The sequence below is a fragment of the Caloramator sp. Dgby_cultured_2 genome (genome assembly GCF_028872215.1).
GTDB lineage: Bacteria > Bacillota > Clostridia > Clostridiales > Caloramatoraceae > Caloramator > Caloramator australicus.
Genome location: NZ_CP118396.1, coordinates 2,476,906 through 2,493,384, shown reverse-complemented (window position 1 = coordinate 2,493,384; position 16,479 = coordinate 2,476,906). Strand labels below are relative to the sequence as shown.

At 29.2% G+C, this 16,479-nt stretch carries 27 protein-coding genes and 2 pseudogenes; 5 read left to right on the top strand and 24 right to left on the bottom strand.

Annotated elements, in window-relative coordinates; translation table 11 throughout:
• Window positions 1-52 precede the first annotated feature (52 nt).
• Window positions 53-283 carry an SHOCT domain-containing protein gene (locus tag PWK10_RS17465; protein ID WP_274766911.1) on the bottom strand — a complete coding sequence of 77 codons (231 nt, stop codon included), beginning with the start codon at window positions 281-283 and terminating at the stop codon, window positions 53-55.
• A 126-nt stretch (window positions 284-409) separates the two neighbouring features.
• Window positions 410-802 carry a secondary thiamine-phosphate synthase enzyme YjbQ gene (locus PWK10_RS17460; RefSeq protein WP_008908299.1) on the bottom strand — a complete coding sequence of 131 codons (393 nt, stop codon included), beginning with the start codon at window positions 800-802 and terminating at the stop codon, window positions 410-412.
• Between the two features lie 139 nt (window positions 803-941).
• On the opposite strand from PWK10_RS17460, the gene PWK10_RS17455 reads away from it, so the two are divergent.
• Both PWK10_RS17455 and PWK10_RS17450 read left to right on the top strand, forming a co-directional pair.
• Window positions 942-1,193 (top strand): hypothetical protein, encoded by a 252-nt coding sequence (locus tag PWK10_RS17455; RefSeq protein WP_274766910.1) that lies wholly within the window; start codon window positions 942-944, stop codon window positions 1,191-1,193.
• Entirely contained in the window at window positions 1,172-2,077 is a 906-nt protein-coding gene (locus tag PWK10_RS17450; protein WP_274766909.1) for a S1C family serine protease, read from the top strand. Before PWK10_RS17455 ends, PWK10_RS17450 begins: the two co-directional genes overlap by 22 nt.
• A gap of 27 nt (window positions 2,078-2,104) precedes the next feature.
• On the opposite strand, the gene PWK10_RS17445 is transcribed toward PWK10_RS17450, so the two are convergent.
• The 3 genes from PWK10_RS17445 to PWK10_RS17435 all read right to left on the bottom strand — a co-directional run bounded on the left by PWK10_RS17445 (window position 2,105) and on the right by PWK10_RS17435 (window position 3,499).
• Window positions 2,105-2,326 (bottom strand): DUF3892 domain-containing protein, encoded by a 222-nt coding sequence (locus PWK10_RS17445; RefSeq protein ID WP_008908297.1) that lies wholly within the window; start codon window positions 2,324-2,326, stop codon window positions 2,105-2,107.
• A 124-nt stretch (window positions 2,327-2,450) separates the two neighbouring features.
• Window positions 2,451-3,236, bottom strand: coding sequence for a CapA family protein (locus PWK10_RS17440; RefSeq protein ID WP_274766908.1), 786 nt, complete (start codon window positions 3,234-3,236; stop codon window positions 2,451-2,453).
• Window positions 3,233-3,499 (bottom strand): hypothetical protein, encoded by a 267-nt coding sequence (locus tag PWK10_RS17435; RefSeq protein WP_274766907.1) that lies wholly within the window; start codon window positions 3,497-3,499, stop codon window positions 3,233-3,235. The genes PWK10_RS17440 and PWK10_RS17435 overlap by 4 nt, the downstream gene beginning before the upstream one ends.
• A gap of 36 nt (window positions 3,500-3,535) precedes the next feature.
• Between PWK10_RS17435 and PWK10_RS17430 the strand changes: the two genes are divergently transcribed.
• The 3 genes from PWK10_RS17430 (at window position 3,536) to PWK10_RS17420 (ending at window position 4,093) form a co-directional block, all read left to right on the top strand.
• A complete protein-coding gene (locus tag PWK10_RS17430) occupies window positions 3,536-3,664 on the top strand; it encodes a hypothetical protein (protein WP_274768386.1) in 129 nt (42 codons plus the stop codon).
• On the top strand, window positions 3,601-3,735 hold the full coding sequence (locus tag PWK10_RS17425; RefSeq protein WP_274766906.1) for a 4Fe-4S binding protein: 135 nt from the start codon (window positions 3,601-3,603) through the stop codon (window positions 3,733-3,735). The genes PWK10_RS17430 and PWK10_RS17425 overlap by 64 nt, the downstream gene beginning before the upstream one ends.
• 112 nt (window positions 3,736-3,847) lie before the next feature.
• Window positions 3,848-4,093, top strand: coding sequence for a cupin domain-containing protein (locus PWK10_RS17420; protein WP_274766905.1), 246 nt, complete (start codon window positions 3,848-3,850; stop codon window positions 4,091-4,093).
• Here PWK10_RS17420 and PWK10_RS19110 read toward each other — a convergent pair.
• The 19 genes and pseudogenes from PWK10_RS19110 to PWK10_RS17325 all read right to left on the bottom strand — a co-directional run bounded on the left by PWK10_RS19110 (window position 4,087) and on the right by PWK10_RS17325 (window position 16,474).
• Window positions 4,087-4,737 carry a spore photoproduct lyase family protein gene (locus tag PWK10_RS19110; protein WP_342455829.1) on the bottom strand — a complete coding sequence of 217 codons (651 nt, stop codon included), beginning with the start codon at window positions 4,735-4,737 and terminating at the stop codon, window positions 4,087-4,089. The genes PWK10_RS17420 and PWK10_RS19110 overlap by 7 nt on opposite strands.
• 175 nt (window positions 4,738-4,912) lie before the next feature.
• Window positions 4,913-5,080 (bottom strand): hypothetical protein, encoded by a 168-nt coding sequence (locus PWK10_RS17410; RefSeq protein WP_274766903.1) that lies wholly within the window; start codon window positions 5,078-5,080, stop codon window positions 4,913-4,915.
• Between the two features lie 99 nt (window positions 5,081-5,179).
• On the bottom strand, window positions 5,180-5,344 hold the full coding sequence (locus tag PWK10_RS17405) for a hypothetical protein (RefSeq protein ID WP_274766902.1): 165 nt from the start codon (window positions 5,342-5,344) through the stop codon (window positions 5,180-5,182).
• Between the two features lie 576 nt (window positions 5,345-5,920).
• A pseudogene (locus PWK10_RS17400) lies at window positions 5,921-7,761 on the bottom strand (beta-propeller domain-containing protein).
• 114 nt (window positions 7,762-7,875) lie between these two features.
• Window positions 7,876-8,421, bottom strand: a complete 546-nt coding sequence (locus PWK10_RS17395) for a TGS domain-containing protein (RefSeq protein WP_274766900.1) — start codon at window positions 8,419-8,421, stop codon at window positions 7,876-7,878.
• 241 nt (window positions 8,422-8,662) lie between these two features.
• Window positions 8,663-9,502 carry a cell division FtsA domain-containing protein gene (locus PWK10_RS17390; RefSeq protein WP_274766899.1) on the bottom strand — a complete coding sequence of 280 codons (840 nt, stop codon included), beginning with the start codon at window positions 9,500-9,502 and terminating at the stop codon, window positions 8,663-8,665.
• Complete coding sequence (locus PWK10_RS17385; RefSeq protein ID WP_274766898.1) at window positions 9,451-9,624, bottom strand: hypothetical protein; 174 nt, start codon at window positions 9,622-9,624, stop codon at window positions 9,451-9,453. The genes PWK10_RS17390 and PWK10_RS17385 overlap by 52 nt, the downstream gene beginning before the upstream one ends.
• A gap of 9 nt (window positions 9,625-9,633) precedes the next feature.
• Entirely contained in the window at window positions 9,634-10,371 is a 738-nt protein-coding gene (locus PWK10_RS17380; protein ID WP_274766897.1) for a hypothetical protein, read from the bottom strand.
• A gap of 53 nt (window positions 10,372-10,424) precedes the next feature.
• Entirely contained in the window at window positions 10,425-11,240 is an 816-nt protein-coding gene (locus PWK10_RS17375) for a hypothetical protein (protein ID WP_274766896.1), read from the bottom strand.
• A 32-nt stretch (window positions 11,241-11,272) separates the two neighbouring features.
• Window positions 11,273-11,986 carry a hypothetical protein gene (locus tag PWK10_RS17370; protein ID WP_274766895.1) on the bottom strand — a complete coding sequence of 238 codons (714 nt, stop codon included), beginning with the start codon at window positions 11,984-11,986 and terminating at the stop codon, window positions 11,273-11,275.
• A gap of 45 nt (window positions 11,987-12,031) precedes the next feature.
• The gene (locus PWK10_RS17365; RefSeq protein ID WP_342455570.1) at window positions 12,032-12,472 is read right to left on the bottom strand and encodes a nitroreductase family protein; all 441 of its coding nucleotides are present in this window, start codon (window positions 12,470-12,472) and stop codon (window positions 12,032-12,034) included.
• 136 nt (window positions 12,473-12,608) lie between these two features.
• The gene (locus PWK10_RS17360) at window positions 12,609-12,890 is read right to left on the bottom strand and encodes a YheC/YheD family protein (RefSeq protein ID WP_274766894.1); all 282 of its coding nucleotides are present in this window, start codon (window positions 12,888-12,890) and stop codon (window positions 12,609-12,611) included.
• A pseudogene (locus PWK10_RS19105) lies at window positions 12,881-13,443 on the bottom strand (YheC/YheD family protein). Before PWK10_RS19105 ends, PWK10_RS17360 begins: the two are co-directional and overlap by 10 nt.
• Before the next feature lie 79 nt (window positions 13,444-13,522).
• Entirely contained in the window at window positions 13,523-13,714 is a 192-nt protein-coding gene (locus PWK10_RS17350) for a hypothetical protein (RefSeq protein ID WP_274766892.1), read from the bottom strand.
• 155 nt (window positions 13,715-13,869) lie between these two features.
• A complete protein-coding gene (locus tag PWK10_RS17345) occupies window positions 13,870-14,001 on the bottom strand; it encodes a hypothetical protein (protein ID WP_274766891.1) in 132 nt (43 codons plus the stop codon).
• A gap of 99 nt (window positions 14,002-14,100) precedes the next feature.
• Window positions 14,101-14,676, bottom strand: a complete 576-nt coding sequence (locus tag PWK10_RS17340) for a YheC/YheD family protein (RefSeq protein WP_274768361.1) — start codon at window positions 14,674-14,676, stop codon at window positions 14,101-14,103.
• Window positions 14,677-14,693: 17 nt separating this feature from the next.
• Window positions 14,694-15,155 carry a hypothetical protein gene (locus tag PWK10_RS17335; RefSeq protein WP_274766890.1) on the bottom strand — a complete coding sequence of 154 codons (462 nt, stop codon included), beginning with the start codon at window positions 15,153-15,155 and terminating at the stop codon, window positions 14,694-14,696.
• Window positions 15,156-15,551, bottom strand: a complete 396-nt coding sequence (locus PWK10_RS17330) for a YheC/YheD family protein (RefSeq protein WP_274766889.1) — start codon at window positions 15,549-15,551, stop codon at window positions 15,156-15,158. It abuts the gene before it with no gap.
• Window positions 15,551-16,474 carry a YheC/YheD family protein gene (locus tag PWK10_RS17325; RefSeq protein ID WP_274766888.1) on the bottom strand — a complete coding sequence of 308 codons (924 nt, stop codon included), beginning with the start codon at window positions 16,472-16,474 and terminating at the stop codon, window positions 15,551-15,553. Before PWK10_RS17325 ends, PWK10_RS17330 begins: the two co-directional genes overlap by 1 nt.
• Window positions 16,475-16,479: the final 5 nt, after the last annotated feature.

The following is a 16,479-nucleotide window of genomic DNA, read 5'->3' as shown; positions in this document are numbered from 1 at the left end:
AATGGCTTGGAAAGCCATAAAAATGCGGCATAGCGCCGCTATTTTTTATAAATTATTTCTTTTTCCTAAAGTATTCTTCCTCTGAGATTTCACCATTTGCAAGTTTTTTATTTAGTATCTCTAACACATCGTCTTTATTAGGCTTAAATTCAGGTCTTTTTAATATGAAATAAATGCCTATTATTAAAACAAGCACTAAGGCCATCATCATAAAAAACATGAAAAATGGATAACTTCCACCAAGTCCATATCCAAATAATCCTCTACAAAATCCTCCAAACATTTAATCACTTCCTTTCATCTATTAGAATAAATGCTACAACACCAATCAATATTAAGAATATCAAAATCATAAATTTCACCTCTTGATGGTATTGTAGCAAGCATATGTGGAGAAATTATGTAGTTTTTATTCATTTATTATTTTCAAATAAAATTTTCTAAGTCGCGGTCCATCAAATTCGCAAAAATATATCCCCTGCCATGTGCCAAGCTTTAGGTTTCCGTTTTCTATTATAACAGTTACTGAAGAACCAATAAGTGATGCTTTTATATGGGCATCAGAGTTTCCCTCAATATGCCTAAATTTTTTAAGGTTTGGAACGATTTCATTAAGGCCATTTATCATATCGATTGTAACATCTGGATCTGTATTTTCATTTATAGTAACCCCTGCTGTAGTATGGGGAACAAAAATTATTGCTATTCCATTTTTAACTCCAGATTCTTTAACTGCTCCTTTTATATAGGAAGTAATGTTTATAAATTCCTCCCTTTTGTTAGTTTTAACATTAAATTCCATAGTTATCCTCCTTGTAAATATTTTTTGTAAAATATAATAATATTATAGAAGCATAAAAATCAAATCATTAACAAAAATTAATACTTTTTCCACCTTTTCTTCAATTTATAATTTTAATATAAGGCTTGGAGGTGGGAGCATGAGGAAAAATTTTAAGATTATATTTACTACTGCATTAATTTCTTCTTTATTAACAACAAGTATTATGGGTTCTATATTTTATTTTGGATTTTACAATAAAACTAATAAAAATTATACACCCTATCAACCTATTAGCACAAATTATACCCTTACAACATCCCAAAACATAACAAATACCAATACAGGCCTTACTATTCCTCAAATAGTAAAAAGGTTTCCCCATCTATTGTGGCAATTAGAATGTCCATAACAATTCCAAATAGAATAAATCAAGTAATGTCACAGAATAAATCCGAAGGTTCAGGAATAATTTTTGATAAGAATGGATATATAATGACAAACTACCACGTTGTAGAATACGCAGACCCTAAAAATTCTTATAGTAAGTATACTACATTAGAGGTGTTTTTACCAGATGGAAGACAGGCTAAAGGTAAGTTTATAGGTGGAGATAGGAAAACTGATCTTGCAGTAATAAAGGTAGACCTTAGTGATCTTCCTGTTGCTGAACTTGGGGATTCAAGTAGCATTGAAGTTGGAGAGCTTGCAGTTGCAATAGGAAATCCCTTAGGTCTTGATTTTGCAGGTTCAGTAACAGCAGGTATTATAAGCGCTGTAAACAGAAAAGTCCAAATAGATGATAGAACATTAAACTTGATTCAAACCGATGCCGCAATAAATCCTGGAAATAGTGGTGGTGCGCTAGTAAACTCAAAGGGACAAGTAATTGGAATTAATACTGTAAAAATATCCTCAACAGGCCTTGAAGGCTTAGGCTTTGCAATACCTATTAACGACGCAAAACCAATAATAGATCAGCTTGTTATGTTTGGATACGTAAAAGGAAGACCATTTATAGGAATATCCGGAAGAGAAATTACTGAAACTATTGCAAAAATGTATAATATTCCGCAGGGTGTCTATATTATAGGCGTAACTCCTAATACGGGTGCATATAAGGCAGGAATACAAGCAGGCGATATTTTAATAAAGCTTGCAGGGCAAGAAATTAAAAGCCTTAAGGATGTAGATGCTGTAAAATCTAGATATAAAGCTGGGGATACAGTTGATGCAGTAATATATAGAAATGGGAAAAAGATAGCTTTAAAACTTACCTTCAGTGAAGAAAAATAAGAAAGAGGGGATTTCCCCTCTTTTAATTTATACTTCAGGTAAATTTTCTACATCGTCAAACCTGTTTGAGCCTAAAACTGAATGTATTGCTGGATGTCCATATTCATCAACGCCTAAAATAGCACCTTTTATTTTTCCTTCTTTAACCATTTGGGCAGCTTCGCTTTGACTTACTATCTCTCCACTGTTTAGCTCATAAGATATAATTTTGCCTTCATTATCCCTTAAAACTTTAACAATCTTTAACATATTATCCCTCCTAAGCCTTAATAAATGGCTTTAATTTTATTATTCCCTATAATTTTTATTTGACAGCATAAAAATACTTTGCAAAAATGGTAATAGGTAGTAATTTAAAAGGTTTCTAAGGAAATTAATATTCTCCTAAATCTTTAGACAAACTTTTTATCTTATTTAAAACCCTATTTTTTTCTTGCCCGTTCAATATCTTTGGACAATAATCATTTATATTTTTTGTTGACGATATAGAGCAAGGAATAATATTTATCTCAGTTCCCAAAGTTTTATTTTGGGAACTAAATTTTATTTTTATATTTAAAATGACAGTATCAAAATCCCTTGGCTTTCTATTTCCTCCATAGCAAAAATTTCCTAAGCTATAAGCAATGTATTTGCCTTTATAATTTTCAATTCCTTGAAGAACATGGGGATGATGTCCTAATATTAAATCAACACCATTATCGATTAAAAAATGGGCTATCTCCCTTTGAATTTTATTAGGAAAATATTCATTTTCTTCGCCCCAATGAAAGGTAACTATCAAATAATCGCAGTTTTTTCTTACTTTTTGAACTTCCTTTAATAAATAAGCTTTATAACTTTTAACGTTTAATTTTTCTAAACCAAACAATTTATAACCTAATATTCCTATTTTTATTCCCTTTACATTTTTGATTAAAATTCTTCCATTGCCATACCAATCTAAGCCATTTGACTTTAGAGCAGCCAATGTATCCTCGTATCCCTTTTTCCCATAGTCATAGATATGATTATTGGAAAGATTAACAACATCAACATACCCTTCCTTTAATATTTTTGCGTATTCCTTTTTGCCTTTAAAATTGTAGCTAATCGAAGCATTCTTTATCTTTAAATCCTTTGAATTTGTAAGGGGTCCTTCAAGGTTGGCAATTGTCAAGTCATCCTTTTTAAATAATCCTCTAACATTTTTAAAAAATAAGAGTAATCCTTCTTTGTATCAAATATATAATCAAAACTATACTTATAGTCCTGACCATAATAATTACCAAGAGTGCAATCGCCAATGGCATTTATATTGATTTCTTTAATATCTTCAAATCCTAAAAACAAAAAATAATTAATGATATAATAATTCTTTTCATAATTACCACCTTTTTTATATTGCATTTTCTTTAAATATATTATATAATACTTTTGCATTCCCCCAGGGGTATAATTTTGTAGGAGGTGTGTTTTATGAAAAAAGCTTACGTTGATCCTAATATATGCGATAGATCACCATTCTGTCCTGCAAAAAGGGTTTGTCCAGTTGGAGCAATAACACAAGAGGTAAAAGGCTTTTTGGTGCATCAACACCAAAGGTAGACCCAAACAAATGTGTTGGTTGTGGAAAATGTGTGCAAGTATGTCCACATAGAGCTATAAAAATGGCTTAATGCTGCCCAAAGGCAGCCTTTTTATTTCTATTGAAAAATTATTTTATTTGCATTATAAATTTACTTAGGGAGGTGTTATATATGATAAAAATAATAAAAAGAAAAATGAGTCTTGAAGAAGCAAAAACTTGGGATTGACACATGGGGAAGATGGAGCTGCGATGTTTCAACATTTGATTGGGAATATGATGAAACTGAAACCTGCTACATATTTGAAGGAGAAGTTATCGTTAAAACAGACTATGAAGAAGTTCATATCGATGAAAACACCCTAGTGACTTTCCCAAAAGGGCTTAAATCCACTTGGATTGTAAAAAGACCTGTCAAAAAGGCATATACCTTCGAATTTATTCAATAAATTTTTTCTTCTTCTATATATTTCTTTAATTCAGATATTATAAATTCCCTTAAATTTTCTTCATCATCGTAACTTACATATCCTTCTTTGTTAACAAATTTATAGGAAAATATTTTAGAATAAGGATTTAATTTCCTTATTCTTTTTATATGTTCTTTACTCATTCTAAAGGCACCAACATTAATATCCCTAATGAGATTTTTATCAAGTTCCTTAAAGACTTTTTCAATAAAATCTTTATAAATCTTCTCAAAGTTCCTAACCTTTATAATAGGTTCAATAGAAAGTCTAACCCTTAACCCCTTTGATTGAGCAGCTTTTATATCCTTAAGCCTTAGATCTAAAGATGGCGTTTTATTTTCATAAAACTTAATTACATCATCAGGCAAAAGTGTCCAAGCCAAAATAATATTTTGAGGAATATCAATTTGTGAAATTAAATTAAAGTTTGAACTTTTAGTTCTTATCTCAAACAGGACATTTTTATTCTTTTTGGCATAATCAATATAATCATTACAAAAACCTGTTAAACCTTCAAAGGCTAAAATGTCAGAATCATAGGAAAGTGCTACATAAATTTTTTTATCCTTAGTTTCTTCATCGATTGCCCTAAAAAAATCTTCAATATTAACAAAAATGACAATATTCGATGAGTTATATAGTCCCCTTAAATAGCAATACTCACAATCATAAATGCAATTTAAAATATTTGATGTATAAAAGAAATATTTATATCCAAAGTTTTCACAAAGTTCAGAACCCTTGTATAAGAATTCATCTCTTTTTTAGCTAAAATTAACTTTTGACTCTTCTTTTGAACTAAAAATCCTGCTTGGGCCTGTTAAATACATCTTTATAATTATCTATAACTATAACCTGCCCATTTACAACTTTTCTTAAAATATCAGTAGTTTTTTCATGTTCAAAAACATCCCTTTCAACATATATATGGGAAAAACTATTTAGATAAAGTTCTGATGATTTCATTATAATATTTCTTCCCTTCGTTTTTGTTTTTACTTTAATTTGTAAAAAGGTTCTAAAATATTAATGTCCTCTCCCTAATTTTAAAGGAAATATATTGCTTTATAAGTTCGTTTTTTGAAATTCCGTTAGATTCAAATTCTGTGAAATCCCTTGTAAAATTGTCTCATCCTTGTCATCCAAAAATTCTTCCCTTTTATTTGCATTATAAAGCTTTACAATAAAATCCTCAATCTTTTCTATATTGTCCTTAATAACATCATACACAAAGTCATGATTTAGTCTTTTTCCATCAAGATTGTCAGAAACAATTTTAATAACTTGAAGCTTATGGGGAGGTAGGAACTTACTTAAGGCTTCGAAAAAGCACTACCCTCCATATCGCATAAGTCCTCCACCATATCTTTTATAACTATCTTAGAAAAAGTCTCGAGAGTTCCTTCATCAAAGGAGTGTTTTATTAATATATCAGGGTAAAAGCTTCTTCCTGTATCATTATCCTCAATCTTGTTTATTAAAACTGCCTCCCTTATTTTTCTTTTTAAACTTCCAGCAATTCCTATGTTAACAAAGGCTTCACATTCTAAATTGTTTTTGTTATAAAATAAACTGCAGATGCTGCTGCATTTATTTTACCGTATCCGGATACAATAAGTTTTATATTATCCCCTCAAAAACTTCAAAATAATTTTCCTTCATATTTTTAGAAAGCCTGAACTTTTCAATTAAAGGCTTAGCCTCGGAATATAGTGCACACTGGATTAAAATCATTATCATCACCTAAATTTATTTATATCAATATTGCAGGATTAAGTCAACAAAATAAGGCACCTTAAAAGTGCCTTATTTTAATTCAATTTTATTAATTTCTTCGAAGGTGTTAATGTCGCTTGCCTTTATATACTTATCTGAAATGGTATATATTACGTCGTTTATATATATCATTCTGTGAATTGCCTCATTATAATCAAATCCAATATATTTATCATCACCAAATTTTGTTATATGTGTAATTTTGCCCTTCAGATTTAATCCTTTTTCTACATCTACACCAAATATATATACTCCTTGAAAACTAAACTTTCCATAATCAAAAGGTTTATCTAAATTTGCAGTTTCAAATATAGTAACTGGGAAGGCAAAAATGTCCTTTTCCTTTGAGAAAAGTAGTGCCTTATGATTATATAAAAGCTCTGAATAGCTTCCCTTCCTCCTATTATAATTGTATCCTGTTCCTTCGGATTTTCAAAATCCGTAATATCAAATAAAGATAATTTTAATCCACTTTCTATAGTTGTAGTAAAAGGCTTGCCATCATATCCCGTAATCTCTACATCCTTTGTGTTTACTCCAAAGCCTATTATATGATTTTCATCATAGGGATGTAGATAGGTGCTGAATCCAGGTATTTTAAGGTATCCTAATACTTTAGGTTCTTTTGGATTAGACGCATCAATTACAAATAATGGGTCAATATTTTTATAGGTTACCAAATATACCTTGTCCTTTAAAAACCTTGCTGATTTAATATTTTCACCTTCAGCTAAGCCTTCAAGCTTTCCGACAAGATTCATATTCTCATCAAGGATATATAAATTATTAGATGTATCCCCACCTATAACGTTTGAAAAACTAGTGGTAGCTACTCTGAAATAACCATCGTATTCATCCATGGAAAATTGATTTAAAAGCATGCCTTGAATCTTTGCACTATTTGTATACCTTACTCCATCCTTAATATTAAACTTGTAAATTATAGTGTTGTTATTTTGATAACTATATTCGCTTACTGCAACATAAATATTGTTTAATGAAGCATAGACATTTTGACCTGAACCTAAATATGTCTGAATGTCTGCCTTATCATCCTTTAATATATCAAATGAAGAAAGCAAAATATAATTAGGTTCAACATATCCAGGGAAATATTTTATGTCCTTAAAGTCTATTTCATTTTCTCTACCTGCTCTATATACGCTATCCTTATACATAGGTTTTATATCTTGATTAGCCCTGTAATCATAAAGATATTTATTTGTTATCATATAAAACTTAGAATTAATCATCCTAGATGTTAGATAATCACCATCAACCTCTATAGTTCTTTTAATCTTAATATTCTTTTTGTTGCTTATATCATAAACTAAAACTTTTGTAACTGGTTTTGTAATAACTATTGGCCTAATTACGTTTTTAATTATTTTTCCGCCTTCTACTGGGCTTCCTTCTTTTCTTATATTAACATATTTTCTACCAATCACTACCAAATTGTTTTTATAGACATATAAATCGTTAGGATAAAATGCACCAAGGTCATACTTAATTTGACTTACGACTTGCATTTCCTCAGCGGGATAAGCTTTAACTATCAACAATCTTTCATTGTTGACTTGATAAATGTATTCACCATCTGTTTTTATAATATCCGATTCATCCACGCCTTCAACTTGAACATTTGTGTTAGAATAGTCAGCAGCAGCTGTTTTTAATGCCCTTTCATCCGTCGTGAAGGTTAGCTTATAGAAGGGTTTTATTTTTTCAGATTTCTCTAATAGTTTAATAAAATTTTCATAGCTACCTACTGATGGCAATGAGGGACTATTTTGAGCTGCCAGCTTTACTTTAATATCTTTATATGTTGCATTGGCAAAAACTACTATAGGAAAAAGCAAAATTATAATCATTATTGTTAAAAAGTTTCTTAATCTTATGGGGAGCCTCATTTTTTCACCTCTTTATTCCTTCTTCACTAAATTAGACAGCATTTTTTAAATTTTGTTCCATTATTTGGTCAAGTTTTAAGTAAATTGTATTTCTATTTCATCCCCATCATATATTTTATCCGTATAGGATGCCTGCCTTCCATTAAGAAGAAGTTTAACATTCTTTACACTTTTTATATCAAAATCTATGTAATTAAAAACATCTATAAATATATAACCATCCTCTTTATTTTCTAACTTTATTTCTTTACTGTTTACTTTAACTTTAATAAAGTTTTCTTTATCTATTATTGTTACCTCATCTCCATCTTTTATTTCATAATTTAAATCAACCAATTTTGAATTTACATAGGCAACTTGACCATCCTTTATAAATTCTTTTATAAAAGCCTTCGCATCCTTCCCATCTACTGCTTCTTTTACGATAATTTCATCCCCATCTTTAACCTCTGCCATTATGTTGGATAGTTCACCATTCAACAATATTAATCCTTGAGTTGGATTTTCCCCATATATTTTCTTTTGCTCCCCATTTAACTTAAAGCTTAAACTTTTTCCGCTTCTTCCAAACAATTTTAAAGAACTTAATCCTACCTGAGCTAAACAATCCGAAATCTTCATTTTTCTTCCACCATAAAGTTTCACCTCTTTGCCATTAACTTTAACTTCAATAAAAGTATTTACATTAGTTGAAGTTAAAGCAATACCTATCGGAGTTATTCCCTCAGGGCCAAGCTTTTTGTGCTCATGTTAATAATTCCCTTAACAGCTTCAAGGCCTTTAACTACTACCCTTTCCTTTGGAAGATTTAATTGTTGGGATATACATTCTGATATACCGCCTATTTTACTGCCTCCTCCTACTAAAAGACAGCATTAGGGGATTTCCCATTTAAGTCAATTATTTTTTCACAAATCAACATTCCCATCCTTTTTAGAGCATCTCTTATTGCTTCCTGCAGCTCTTCCTTCTTTATTATCTTTTTATTTCCCAAAACATCTATATATTTTATCTCCTTTTTCCTTGTCCCCATTTCCATCTTAATTTTTTCAGCCGTATTAAAATCTACCACCAAATAATGGCATATAGCCTCCGTAATCTCATCCCCTGCAAAGGGAACCATACCAAATCCAACTACGGTTCCATCCTTTGTAATTGCAATATCGGATGTTCCAGCTCCAATATCCACAAGGGCTAGATTTAAAAGCCTCAGATCCTTAGGTATTATTGCGTTCATTGCGGCAATGGGTTCTAATGTTAGGTTCTCAACCGTCATATTACATCTATTTATAACTTCGTATAATCCATCGACAACTGACCTTGGTAGAAAACTTGCAAGGACTTCAACAGAAATTTTATTGGCTTTATGACCCTCTAAAGACATAATAATATAATCATTTAGATAATAGTTCACGACGGTATAGCCTACGCAATAGAATTCTTCATCAGAATTATCCTTCTCCATCATATTATAGGCACCCTGAAGGGCCTCCATCTCAATTTGGCCTATAATATGCTTATCAATGAAGGTATTAGTTTCAAAGTATTTATCCAATTTATACTTACATGTTTTAAGGGTTCTACCTGCTGCTGCAATCGAAACCCTTTCAATCTTTATGTTCAACCTTTCTTCTAATTTATTTTTAACTTTTAAAACAACTTCAGAAACTGCTGCAATATCGTGGACTTGTCCATCAAACATGGACCTTTTTTGTGTTCTTCTATTTCTATATCTTTTATTATCCTTTTCCCATCTTCAACATAATAAGCAACTCCTATAACAGTTCTTGTCCCTATGTCTATTGCAAATTTTAAATCTTCCACAAAACCACCCTACCTCTTTAATAGTTTTTCATAAATATTCTTCCACATTATAGGCACACTAAGTCCACTGCTTTCAAATTCGTTTATTATATCAAGATTAAATTTTTCAATTGAAATATTCTTGTATTCTGAAAACATTAGAATTAGAAAATCATTAAATTCTTCAACCTTATTTTCCTCACCATAAAGCCTGTATTTAGGTTCAATATAAAAGTAAAAATAAACTAAAAAAGTAAGCAATACATGATAGCCAGCCTCTTTGTTTTCCTCGTAGAATTTAAAAATATTATTTGTATAAAACTTATAAAACTCCAATTCATCCTCTGGGTTATAAAAGTAAATTATGGACTTATGGTCTTCCACATCCTCTATTAATCTTAAAATATTAGGTAATGTCCATAAAAGAAAGTTCTTATATTTATCTCCTGTAAGAAAGTTTATCCTACCAAAACTTTTTATCAAATCATTTATTTTTGTCCTCGCATCTTTGCCTTCCTCTAAAAATATACCAAGATCAAGTAAAGAAGTAACATCTGGGCTAGTGTTTATTTTTCTTATTCTTTTAATTAACTTTATCCATTTAACAATATCCTTTACTTCGTTTATATCTTTAAAATCATAATGTTTTTCAAAGAACTCAATAAGCATCCTCGTTGCATCATCGCTAAGCAGTAATTTTTCATTTATTACCCTATTTATTATTTTTATTACTTCCCTTGATGCATTTTCATCATTTAATTCTAACAAATAATCCTTTAAAATTTTTTCAAAATATTCTCTATAAAAATCATCGAACTTTTCTAAAACATTTTCAGTATAAAATTCAAAAACTTCACTTTGTCTTCCACATTTTCAAGCCTTAATTTAAATTCTTCATATAATACTTCAGAATTTTTGTTTTTTATTTCCCTTCTTAACTGGTAGGATATAAATTCATCCTTTTGATCTATAATTGAAATTAAAATTCCAATGAGAGCAGCTTGTTTTAATTCATTCTCAGACTTGTCGAATAAAATAATAAATAAATTGCTAAAAAACTCCGGACTATTTGATACCAAATTTAATAAAGACTTGCTCTTATCTATATCCTCAAATATTACATTTAAAGATTTTTCTATTAAACTTCTTATCCCTTCATTTTTTAAAGCCTTTTCAAAGGTATAATCAAGTTCAAGTAGAGATTTAATTGTAATGTATAAATAAAAGTAGTGAATTTTTGAATCTTCGATTTTATTTAAAATTGCATTGATAAATTCTATTCTTTCTTCCTTTAAGTTTGATTTGATAAAATAAAGTCCTTTATCCTTTATAATATTAAACAATTCATCAACTTTATCGATAAAAGAATTTAAGTCTATATCCTTTAATATCATCTCATCTAAAAGAAATGTTATTAGCTCTTGGCTTCTTTGAATTACAAATAAATTATCAGAATCTAAATTCTTTATTAAAAACTTTAGCATTACATCACAATCATAAACATTAAGCTTTGTTATTAATACTTCAAAATTTTTTTCTAATGACTTAAAGATTTCAAATATATTTTCATCAGGTAAATTAAAGGAAAATCCTATAATTCTAATTAGAATTTCCCTATCTATTTCCTTTACATCCATTCCTATCATCTTGTATAACCAATATAGATTATCTATATCAGGGCCAATTTTTTAAGTTCAAATTGTTCTAAAAAACTATGAAAATCAAATAGATAATTTATATTAATGGTATATGCCAGTTCAATCAAGTTAGTAACCTCATATCCCCTGCCTTTTAAAATTTTACCTTCGTTTAAATTAATAGCATTTGAAGTGTTTATTCCCTTCACAAATTTTATATCAACCTCTTTAGGGAAAGCCTCATCTGTTGTAAAATATATATCCTTTGCAAATTTTACTGGAAAAGCATGATATAACGCTACTAACAAAGTTTTATAATCGTCAAATATTATATTAACCTTTTCTCCATCTATCAGTTTGGAAATTAAAATGTAAATCCCTCTATTCTCCGAAATAGTTTTCAAAGCCTCAAGATTAAACTCATTTAAAGTTATATCCGCATATTGAGAATATTCTATTTTGCAATCAAAAAGTTTAAAGGGATAAAAGTCTATATCGTCAAATAAAAGGCATTCTACGGTATAATCGTTGCTACTTCCTTCCTTAGAAAAGGCTCTTGCAAAGCAGTATTTGCTATTATTAAGTTTAAAATAATAAAAATATTCAAAGGGTTTATTTATATCCCTTTTAAATATTTTCTCAAGTTCATCTATATGTTCCTTTGCTCCCTCAGAATATTCTACTGCTTTAAACCTATTTAAAATAAATTTCTTTTGATATTTTAAAATAGCATAGTCGGCCCTCATCATAATCCCCCTTTATTTACATTTTATCCTTTAATAAAGTTAAATTCAAATAAAAAAGGCCCAAAAATTTGGACCTTTACCACTTATTATAATGTATTTTTGAGGATCAAACCTATCAACTTCCTGCATTTCCTGAGCAGGATATCCTACAGCTACTATGGATAATGGGATTACATTTGATGGAATACCGAAGATATTGGATATATCCTTAACCCTTGTATCATCTGGATATACTCCAATCCAAACAGCTCCAAGCCCCTTATCCGTTGCTTCAAGCAGGATATTCTGAGTTGCAGCTGAACAATCCTGAACCCAAAAACCCTTATACTTTTCTTTATTTAAGTCGCCACAAACTACTATAGCAACAGGAGCTTCATAGAGCATTTTAGCATATGGATGAACATCTGCAATTCTTTTTAAAACATTTTTATCATCAACAACTATAAACTCCCACGGCTGTTCATTTCCTGCCGGCGGTGCTGCCATAGCTGCCCTTAAAGGTCATCTATATCCTCTTTAGCAACAGGTTTATCAAGATATTTTCTTATGCTTCTTCTTTTAAAAATTTCATGCATATAATCACCCCTTCATTTTCTTCTGTATATTATTTTCCCTTTTAAAATTAATTTTTATTAAAATAATTCAAACCCGCTTTTTTAACTCCAAATTTAATTGGGTTGCCTTTTATTTGGTAATAGCCTATTTTATCATTTAAAGATAAAACCATTCTATGATCATGCCTTTTATTTGCCTCGATTATCCATATATTATAATCCTCATCTACTATAACGTCTATCCCTACATCGCAAAAATTTCCGATAGTATCCATAAGATTGCATACCTTTTTGCACTCCTCTTCTATAGCCTTTTTTATTCTAAATACTTTATCATACCCTAACCCCAACTTATCAACAAAAATTCTTCAAATTTTAATGTATATCCATACCTTTGATAGTTTGAACAAATTCCGTCTCTTTTTCCAAGGTAAACTATCATAGACACTAACTTCCATTTTAAAGTATCATCCTTCTGCATTATAACTCTTATATCTGAACACCTGTTTTCGTCCTTAATAGGTTTCACAGCTCTTTGAATAAGGTAACCTTTCAAATTTAATGTCTTCATCAAATCATCTAAACTTTTATATGAAGAATATGATCTGTCAAATTTACCCTTTAACATATATTCTTCCTGCGATTTTATTATTTTATATATATCAATCCCCATACTTCCGTTTTGCTTTTTAAAAACACTTCTTTATACTGATTTAACATGAATTGTAAATTTTCTTTGTTATAAATTTTTGTCTCAGGCGTATTTACTTTATCTTTAATTAAGTTATAGAATTCCCATTTATCAAAGTAATATGAATTATAAAGTAAAGTATTATTTAATAAATATTCCCTTTGTTTTTCATTTAATCCTATTCTCCTAAATACAAAGTAGGGCAGAGGCAAAGTATCATAAATAAAATTATTATCACTAAAGGGATTAAAATAAAATCCCGTAACAGTCCCCTTTTAAAATCTATTCCATCTAGAGCAAATAAAAAACTACTCCATAAAATCTACTATAAAGTAAAAAATATGAAATATAATCATCTAGATTATTCTTCAATGTTTCTGTCCTTTTGTCTACTAAAATTCCTATCAATGGACCTATTTTTATAGAGTCTCCAATAATAATTTGATATAATAATTTTTCTTTAATTAAAAGTTCCTCCTTCAAAGATTTAGGAAAAATTATTTTATTTTTTAATCCTTTACCCCATCTTAATTTTACTTTAACATTTTTACTGCCGAAATATATATTTTTTCGATAGAGTCAATTTTAAAGGGTAATAAAGCATATATATCCTCATTGAATTCTATTCTATAAATCATCTAACCATCCCCAAAACCTGATAGATAATTCAAATAATCCACTATATTAGCCTTTATATCATAATATAAAAGAGTATTTTGTGCATCTAAAGCAATGGTTGCATCAGGATCCCTCGAGTTTATTTCTATCAAAAAACATTATGATATTTATCAACTCCAATATCTATCCCTAAATAACCCATATTATATCCCAAATTATCCAAGCAATCACAAATCCTCCTGCAAAAATATCTATCTTTTCCTTGAGTAAAAAGTATAAACATCCGAAAATCCCATGTTATTTATACAAAAGTCCTCAAACATATAAGCTCCTCCACCGCTTGAAACATTTGTTACAATACTGCCTTGTGGAGCCACCCTTACTACAATTCCATTTAAAATCCAAGTATTGCTTCTATCCTTTGTCATTATACATCTTAAATCTAAACTCCTACCTTCATATTGAATTAAATCTATACCCTGTTGAAGAATAAAATTTCCACTTTTAATATATTCATCGATTACATCTGCCTGATGGATATTTATTATTGCTATTTTATTTAATCCTTCTTCTCTAAATCTTAATTTAATATATCCTTCTTCCTTTGAAATTTTATATACCTTCCTTCCCTGAAGCCCTAAAATAGGCTTTGCATAAATTATTTTAAATTTATCTATCATTTCAAATAAATCACTAGGATTTTTATAAAGAATTGTATATGGGATGTGTGCTTTTAGATCTTCAAATTGCGATAATAACTTATATACCTCATATTTATTTAAAAAATGACTATTAAAATAACTTTTCCCTATAATGGATTGTAACATGTTTTTTTCAAACAAACTTAAACCAATCCTTCTATAAACAGATAAAGGGAATGGAAGTTCTGCCTCCTCAAATTTATTTTTTCTGGATTAAAATAATATCCCCTAACGAAAGAATCCTTTATTTTATCTAAGGAAAAGACTATTAATAAACCCTTGGTGCAATTTATTGCAAATCTTTCCATCCTACTTAAATATTTTAAAGTTAATGCGGAAAAATTCCTTTTTGCAAGTATTCCTACAACCGGTCCTAAAATAATCATTTCACTGTTTATTATCTTAAAATCATAATCGACTTCCTTTATCTTTAATAAATCTGCTAAATCTTGACTTATAGCTAATTCTTCTTTTGTGCTTTTTATAATAGCCCTTGATGTTAACTTACCATGGCAAATTTTAATTTCTTCATTTAAATTGTATTTTTCTTGAATTTCTTCAGGAAAATAAATACAGCCCTTATTTTGAATAATTTTAAGTTTCATCTAATCACCTTCAAATTCGGTTAATGATTTTGCATAAAGAAGTGGATTATATCTAATATTTAAATATGTCAAATAATCCATCTGCTTAAATCCTTTAAAGCTTGGGAAAACATTAACCTCTATAACCCAGAAATTATCTTCTTCATCTAAAGCAACATCTATCCCAAATTCCCCAAAAATTTCACCCATAGTATCTAAATAACTACATAAATTTTTGCAAAAATCGATTAAGTTTCTCTTTTCCTCCTCAGCTCTATCGTTAAATAAACTTTTGTAAACGCTATCTATACTATGGGCAGTAGCTCCTTTTGAGATATTTGTTACCATGGTATTTATCTTGGCTACCCTGCATTCAATCCCGGAACAGTCCCATGCTTTGTTCTCACCCTTTTGCATTACAATTCTAATATCAAAAAACAGTCTTTATATTTTTTAAGCTTAATATATTGTTGAACTAAATATTTATCGCTTAACAATTTGTTTTCCTTTAAAAAGTTCATAAAAACATTTTTTTCTATTTTAAGTATGCTATCTTCCTTTTTTCTATAATCATATATTTTTACTTTATCTCCTTCCCTTTCAGCTATTAATATACCTCTTCCTCTTGAAAGATCTATAGGTTTAAAAATTACCTTTTCAAATCCCTCCAACATAAAAATTACATTTTCTTCATTAGATATTTTTGTTAAAGGTAAATATCTTTTAAAATAATCGTCCTTTCTCAAAAACTCGTAAAGTTCATATTTATTAAATCTATGGGAATTAAACACCCTATCATTAAGTTCTAATCTCAATCTTTTAATAATTAAATTACTTGAATGAAAATTTCTTCTATATACGACATCAGGGAATGGAAAAACGCCATATTCCCATTTTAAATTATTAATGTTGTAATAAAGTCCATATATTTTTCTATTTTCCCAATCGACAGTGTTAGGTGAAAAGGCATATATTAATCCTCCAACCTTATCATATATCCCAAATCTATCTGAATATTTTTCCATATGAATAGGACTATATAAATTATTGTGGCTGCCAAGCAAAAATCCTATAACAGGCCCTATTATTATCGAATTTTCTTTAACTATTAATCTATATTTTAACGTTTCTTTAATTAATAATTTTTCCTTTAAGGAGGAACTTATTTTTATCTTTATAGGATTTTCGTAGGTAGAATTTAAGTTCTTCCCCATTATTCTTATAACCTTAGCAATCTCTCTATTCTTACCAAAATGGACTTGCATATAATTTTTTAGATTATCAAAGGGTAGATAAATTACCGACCTTCCATCATTAACAGTTTCAAAAACAACCCACATAATAA